We start from the raw sequence: 6296 nt of genomic DNA, 5'->3' as shown, positions 1-6296 counted from the left end.
GAAGTGATTCGGCTGTTCTGCGTCTTGAGGTTGCTGGAGATTCCGGTCATCCAGTCCGGCACCCCGCCACTCTCCACAGCCGGGGCGGTAGGTGCGGCGGTGAGCAAATCGCGGACTTTCTTTTGCGCGTGCATTACGCTATTCATAGTCCCGCCATGGCTGGCAGCGGCATCGCTGATAGCGATCTCGCACTGCTTAACCAGACCCTCCGGCACCACCCCGGCACCGTTTCCGCTTTGGGCGCGGGCGGCCTTCAGCTCAGCCTTTAGGTGGCTGTTCATGCTCTCAAGATAGGCTGTATGCTCGTCATCACCCAACCAGGTGACCCGCCCATGCTCATCCACAGCGGCCAGCTTCCCATCTTTCCGCACCAGCACCCCGCAAACGTCGCCGAGTTGGCGGACTTTGGATTCTGCTATTGGCCTCATCTCTACGTTCATAAATCCCCCATTAACTTTGCTGCGATCAGCGCGACTACCGGCAGGGCTGCGCCGATCAGGATGGCCCACAAGGCAAGCTCAAGGCTCACACCCCACCCCCAAACACCGTAAACCGGAACTGGCCAGCCTTCATGGCTGCGCGGAAGTCCTCGTCTGTGGCGAACTGAACCAGCAGGGACTTGTGAAACTTCGTGCCATCCTCGTCGGTTATGTCGCCCATGAGAGCGACAGCGCCCTGAACCATTTTCCCGGCATCGGCAACACGGTCACCGCCCAACTCCCCCCCGGGCGTTCCAGCCCATGCGGACCAGCTTCTTTGCGCACTCGGTCAGCGCGAAAAGGTGCTTGTGTTCGTATTCTTCAAAAGTCATGGCTCGCCCCTCCACTGATCATCACACGCCGTACTGCTGGCACCCGGTCCGCCTGTCGCTCTTTTACTCTGCGCCAGCAGCCAGCCCTGATAAGCCATGTTCAGCCCGTAGTTGAAATATCCGCCGCCCGGGTTCCGGGCCTGTTTGATAGCGTCGGACCGCATGCTGTGTGCTTTCGCATACGCGGCCTCGAATTGATCCTGGTTCATGCTGCCTCCCCGATCTTTTCCAGATTGCTGATAGCTGTTTCGAACGGGTCGGTTTCTTCCCAGGGGAACTCATCAAAGATCGGAATGCGCTGGTGCTGAAACCATTCGCCGACAGTCATTTTTCTAGTTTCGCCCTGGGATGTGCTGGTGCAGTCGTCGAACGGCACCGGCTTATCGTTGGCCTTTGACATCATTACCGAAACATCAGCCACCCCCATTTCCTCCCAAGAACAACCTTCCATATCCGCTATCAGCGCCCACCAGCTCATGGCGAGAACCGCGCTTGATGCCCTCTGGTAAATACTGCAAAGCTTCAGGCCTGTCTTGGTATGAGTAACCTGAAACACGCCAAACGGGTGCATGGTCACCGCCAGTCCGGGGCAGGCCTTGTGCATCAGGCCGGGGACTGCGCGAGCGCCGCCCTCCGTTCGTATCTCAACGGTGATTTCGGTCAGGCCGTATTGATCTGTAGGTCTTGATTCTTGCTCGTTCATGCTGCCTCCAGTTCCGCAAGATATTCCCGATTTACCTCCTGCCAGATGGCCTGACGCTCCGGGCTGTAGGGTGCGCCTTCTGACTTCACATTCGGCGCTATCCCCTTCGGTGTGTCGTGGTAGAACCATTTCTGATCTACGTCCTCCGGGTTCTGACCCTTCCACGTCCGGCAGATCCAGCCGCAGTCGAAGACCTGATCGGTTCGCTGCTGGCTCAGAACCTCCCGGCGCAGTTCGTGATACGCGCCCTCCACGTTAGCAATGGTCTGACTGGTCAGGGTGAAATCCGCCTGCTCCATCCACATCACGCCATCGGATGAGATACACAAGGCCCGGACGCAGACCAACCAGTTGCGGGGTAGGGCGATCAGGTGGCGAGCCAGGTCATATTGCAGGTCCACCCATCCGAACATGGTTCGGGTCTGTGCCGTGGTGAAGGCAGCCCCCGTTTCGCTACGCTCGCTCTCCCATGTCCACAGCCTGCTCGTCGAAAACAGGCGCTGATCCCGGCTACGGACGCTGTGCTTTGCTTTACGCTTCTGCTTGGCCATGACCGCTCTCCTGTTGCAGTTCGCCACCCTCAGTGATCCGGTAAGTGGGTCTTTGCCTCTCATCGTCGGCCACCTGGTCCTGCTCGAACGCTTCACGGATGGCCTTCGGGTCGTCCAACTTTTCCCATTCGCGGGTGAAGTCTTCTGGGCTCATGAGGCTCATGGCTTTGGCTCCAGGTTGTAGCGGGAGAGGATGGCGTCCGTTACAGCAGAGAGCCCTCCAACGTGATCACATGCTCCGTCAAGGTAAGCTTTTCGCACTAGCTTGTTTAACTCATCCCTTTGCCGCTGCTCGGGGGTGCGGAGGGGGCGAAATTCACTAGCGTCGGCCTCGGTCATTTCCTCAAGCCCGGCATTACAAAGACGCCTAAATACCGTTACTCGCTTTCCTTTTCCGGTTATCTCTACGGGCACCCACTCTTTACCGCGTAACAACTCACACTCAACCCCAACACCCGGCAGCCCATCCACCCATTCAGCCTCTGGGGCTTTGGGGCGGGGGATGCAGTGGTTACAGCGATCTCCGGGACCAAAGCCCTTAGCCAAAGTGCAATAGGTGTCATAATCCGCATGAGTGCAAACCTCCTCCCAATACTCCCGATCAACCTTCAACCGCTCAATATCAATACTCATGCCGCCGCCCTCCAACTCTTAGCCAGCCACCGCGCCGGAACATTCCCGGGCACCACCACCGGCTCAACCTTCAGATCCGCCAAGCCGATCACCCGCATGCCAGAGTGCTTGCACTTCGTCGGCTGCTCGGTGCCGAACCTCGGGAAGATCTCTTTGACGCTCTCTGTGAATCCGGCGTCAACGATGGCGGTCGCCAAAGTGTTCCGGGTGATACCCATTTCATGGGCCGCGTCTTCCAGGCTGCCGCCCATGGCCTTGACGGCGCGAAGGTGCGGCAGGTGGCTTTCTGTGAATGTGAATTTTGGGCGCATTACGCGGCCTCCTGCTGACGGTAAACCTCAACGGTCGCCAGCGTCTTGATGCCGGCCCGCTCCATCACTTTCCGCAATTCCGCCTGAATGGCCTCGTCGGTGGTGGTTTCCGACACGCTGATCTCGAAGGTGCAAGCAACTGTTACCGGCACCCGGCCAGGCTTTGGCTCTTCTTGCTCCGGGACGGTTTGCGCTTCTATCTCTGGCTGGGGCTCTTTGGTCTCGGCGTGAACAGATTCCGGCTTGGCGTCAGTCTGTTGCGCCGATGCGCGAGCCCTTTCCTCGCGCTCCCTGCGAAGCTGCTCCTGACGATCCTTTTCCCGCTGCTCCCGCTCCATCTGATCGCGCATACGCTGCTGGGCCACTTCTTCCCGCTGCAACTCGGATTGCATCAAGCTGTCCAACTTCTGCCGATACTCATCCTCGGGCGCAAACAGGAAGTGCTCGACGTGGCCGCGGTTCAGTGGCGCCGAAAGCCCGGCCTTGAAGCTTTCATTCTCCAGCCGGATCAGGCGCATGCTGGTTTGGTCCTGCAGGGACTTGTCGGCATTCACTCGCTGCTCAACCTTGCCCTTGGCGCTGGCAGCCAGGTTGCCTTTGCCGGTCAAGGCAGAGAGGTTTATCAAGTCGCTGACCTCAGCTCTGCGGAACTCTTCATCGACGCACTGACTCGCCCAAAGCTCGCTGCGATACTCGTCAAGCAGCCGGGCAGCCAGCTGGCGTGTCTCGTCCTCAAACTTCTGCACCTGTGCAAGCAGGCTCTGCCGGCCTTCCTCGCACATGGTTTCCAGTTCTTTCATGCTGTCCTTGAATTGGTTGGCGCCGGCGGTCGCGCGGTCATACTCTTCCTTCTTGCGCTGAGCGATCACCCTCTTGGTCGCATTCAATTCCGTGGCCAGACTCTTGGCATCCTTGACGGTATCCTGAGTGACCACCACATCGTATTTCTTCAGCTCGGCGGCCAGGTGCTTTTTCAGTTCCTCGAAGTTGACTTCAACGAGGGCCGGGGTGTTTTGGATGGCGATAAGTTCCTGCATTACTGTTCTCCCTCAAACATGCTGGGCTCATTTTCGCCCTGGGCTTCTGGTTGGTTGGCAGGCTCAGCACTCTTGGCAGCTGACTGCTGCTCGTATTCGCCATCAAAGACTTCACCGGTTGCATCGCCGTAAAACCCGCGATTGTCCTGGGCACCTGATTCGGCGCTCTCATCCAGCATGGTGGCCCGCTGAATCTCCACAGATACCGGCAGGTACTTGAACAGGCGACGGATGACCGTCTTCTTCGCCATTTCCTCGAAGTGCGTCTTCCAGGGTCCGTTATTGCCAGCCTTTGATTGCTTCTGGATATGCTCAACGTCAGAGCGCCACATCACTTCGATCTGGTGCCCGCCGCCGACCAATTTGGCAACCGCGTATACCGCCACCAGCTCGCCGCGCTTTTCAATATCTCTGGTGGGGATATGGGACAGGCGCTCATCCAGACCGTAGGCAAAATCAAAGTGATCACCCTCGTAAACGGCATGAGCCTGCAGGCTCATGATCTGACCGGAGCGCCGAACGAGGTCAATCATGCCCCGGTAGCCGATAATCAGCTGCGCGTCGGTGGCCACGGTCTGCCATTTACCGTTCACGTTCTCGCGGCGATCAAAGGGCAGAATGTAGGCGTGTCCAAGTGAGTTGCCCGGCTCCAGGCCAAGTTGGGCGCACTGAATGACGGCACCGAGAAAGCTTTTCGGCTCGCACTGCGCCAACTTTGGCGTCTTGCGGAATTCGGTCAGGGCGATCCTGGCCAGGCGGTCCGGCGTCATGTGCTTGGGCAGGGCCAGGCTCAACTCCGCATGAATGCGCGGATCTTTAAGCATTCCCTGAATATCCTTCGGTACTGGTTTCTTGTCTTGTCCCCGCTGAGGTAGCGGGTTCACGGCTGCGGCGTTACTCATACTGACTCCTTATGCTGCCCAGCGGGGCAGTGACAATGTTTCGATTCCCGGAAACTCTCCGGTGCGCTGGCATTCGGCAACGCTGGCCAGGTCGTCGCGCATTTCCTGATAGCCTTTGGCCTTTGCTTCCGGGTCCAGGCAGAACAGCCTTACCGGGTATTTGCCGGCCTCTATGGACGTACTGACCACAAGGAACAAGAACCCTTGAAGCGGCTCACCGAAGTGGCGGAAGAAGCCTTCCGAATAAAACGGGTCTTGCACGTAATACCGGTAGTCGTAGACGGACCGGGCAAACTTGCTCATGTCGGCGGTGGTTTTCACGTCAACCATCCAGCCATGAGAGATCAGGTTTTTGTCGGGCCGGCAGCGGCAGAGCAGGCCGGTATCAGGGTCTTCCCAATAGATGCTGGCTTCTGCGTCACCCTCGGCCTCTATCAGCCAGCGGGCATTCGGGTGAGCCATCACGCTGCCGTAGATCAGCTGAATCTTCCGGGCTTCTTCGGCGGTCAGCACCACCTGGCCCGGCTTCAGTCCGGCTTCAAACTCTGCCCACTTGGCCTTGCCTTTATTGGTGTTCCGGGGCGCGTCTTCCGGGCCGATGGCGAATTCAGATTTGAACCGATCCGGCTCCAGCAGCAGGGCGTGAACAGCATCACCGACATTCAAGGCCGTCTTCTTTTCTTCATCCTCCGGCGCGTGTTTTGACCACTCCAGCAGGGAGGGGCTTTTGCGCACCAGGTCCAGCTGACTTTTACTGATACCCGGGCCGGAGTGGTAAGCCTCGTTCGACAGGCCTTTGTAGTAGCCCGGCTGATTCGGGGCCTGGGCAGTTGGAGCATGGATTGAGGATTCGAAGATGCTCATAGCTCCAAATCCTTTCTCATAGTGTTAATGGCATCCAGGTCTTTGCACTTCCGCGCAATCTCGTTCACGGCGTCGATCATGATCCGCTGGTAGGCCAGCCGGAATACCAGGGGCGACCCCGTCATGAAAGCGTTCCGCAGATCGTCAATCATCCGGTCCTGCCAGTCGGTACCCTCAAGCAGGTCGCTCACTTCGTCGATGACGGCGCCGTTTCGCGTGAAGTACCCATCAAACAGGTCGTTGGCCAGTTCGCGTTGAGCGGCTTCCAGCTGCTCCTGACGGGCCTGGGCTTCGTCGTATTCGGTGTCTGTGGTTTTCCAGAGGTCGTAGGCGGCGCTCATGCTGCAAACTCCCGCGCCAATCCCGCCTCCAGAATCTGCTCCAGCCGGTGCCGCACGAATCGCAGCGAGGCTTCAGACTCTGCATCACGGAGAAAAATGTAAGTGCGCCATTGAACCTGTGATTTCGGAGCACCGTATTCGCG

At 58.4% G+C, this 6296-nt stretch carries 12 protein-coding genes; all 12 read right to left on the bottom strand.

The genetic code is table 11. The features are described 5' to 3' along the window. Positions 1 to 440, bottom strand: a 440-nt coding sequence (locus AAC035_RS17485; RefSeq protein ID WP_339806377.1) for a hypothetical protein, incomplete at its 3' end; no start/stop codon positions are given. Between the two features lie 85 nt (positions 441 to 525). Then, positions 526 to 717 (bottom strand): hypothetical protein, encoded by a 192-nt coding sequence (locus tag AAC035_RS17480; RefSeq protein ID WP_339806376.1) that lies wholly within the window; start codon positions 715 to 717, stop codon positions 526 to 528. 90 nt (positions 718 to 807) lie between these two features. Next, entirely contained in the window at positions 808 to 1020 is a 213-nt protein-coding gene (locus AAC035_RS17475) for a hypothetical protein (RefSeq protein WP_339806375.1), read from the bottom strand. Continuing rightward, positions 1017 to 1514, bottom strand: coding sequence for a hypothetical protein (locus tag AAC035_RS17470; RefSeq protein ID WP_339806374.1), 498 nt, complete (start codon positions 1512 to 1514; stop codon positions 1017 to 1019). Before AAC035_RS17470 ends, AAC035_RS17475 begins: the two co-directional genes overlap by 4 nt. Next, complete coding sequence (locus AAC035_RS17465; RefSeq protein WP_339806373.1) at positions 1511 to 2065, bottom strand: hypothetical protein; 555 nt, start codon at positions 2063 to 2065, stop codon at positions 1511 to 1513. The genes AAC035_RS17470 and AAC035_RS17465 overlap by 4 nt, the downstream gene beginning before the upstream one ends. After that, complete coding sequence (locus AAC035_RS17460) at positions 2046 to 2228, bottom strand: hypothetical protein (protein ID WP_339806372.1); 183 nt, start codon at positions 2226 to 2228, stop codon at positions 2046 to 2048. The genes AAC035_RS17465 and AAC035_RS17460 overlap by 20 nt, the downstream gene beginning before the upstream one ends. Beyond that, positions 2225 to 2698 (bottom strand): hypothetical protein, encoded by a 474-nt coding sequence (locus tag AAC035_RS17455; RefSeq protein ID WP_339806371.1) that lies wholly within the window; start codon positions 2696 to 2698, stop codon positions 2225 to 2227. Before AAC035_RS17455 ends, AAC035_RS17460 begins: the two co-directional genes overlap by 4 nt. After that, complete coding sequence (locus tag AAC035_RS17450; RefSeq protein WP_339806369.1) at positions 2695 to 3009, bottom strand: hypothetical protein; 315 nt, start codon at positions 3007 to 3009, stop codon at positions 2695 to 2697. Before AAC035_RS17450 ends, AAC035_RS17455 begins: the two co-directional genes overlap by 4 nt. Continuing rightward, positions 3009 to 4046, bottom strand: a complete 1038-nt coding sequence (locus AAC035_RS17445) for a DUF1351 domain-containing protein (protein WP_339806368.1) — start codon at positions 4044 to 4046, stop codon at positions 3009 to 3011. The genes AAC035_RS17450 and AAC035_RS17445 overlap by 1 nt, the downstream gene beginning before the upstream one ends. After that, positions 4046 to 4948 carry a recombination protein RecT gene (gene recT / locus AAC035_RS17440; RefSeq protein WP_339806367.1) on the bottom strand — a complete coding sequence of 301 codons (903 nt, stop codon included), beginning with the start codon at positions 4946 to 4948 and terminating at the stop codon, positions 4046 to 4048. The genes AAC035_RS17445 and recT overlap by 1 nt, the downstream gene beginning before the upstream one ends. Positions 4949 to 4957: 9 nt before the next feature. Next, positions 4958 to 5812 (bottom strand): PD-(D/E)XK nuclease-like domain-containing protein, encoded by an 855-nt coding sequence (locus tag AAC035_RS17435; protein WP_339806366.1) that lies wholly within the window; start codon positions 5810 to 5812, stop codon positions 4958 to 4960. Beyond that, the gene (locus AAC035_RS17430) at positions 5809 to 6153 is read right to left on the bottom strand and encodes a hypothetical protein (protein WP_339806365.1); all 345 of its coding nucleotides are present in this window, start codon (positions 6151 to 6153) and stop codon (positions 5809 to 5811) included. Before AAC035_RS17430 ends, AAC035_RS17435 begins: the two co-directional genes overlap by 4 nt. Positions 6154 to 6296: the final 143 nt, after the last annotated feature.

The organism is uncultured Marinobacter sp., from assembly GCF_963974375.1.
Lineage (GTDB): Bacteria > Pseudomonadota > Gammaproteobacteria > Pseudomonadales > Oleiphilaceae > Marinobacter.
The sequence above is the reverse complement of the archived record's forward strand: the minus strand, read 5'-3'. Positions and strand labels throughout refer to the sequence as shown.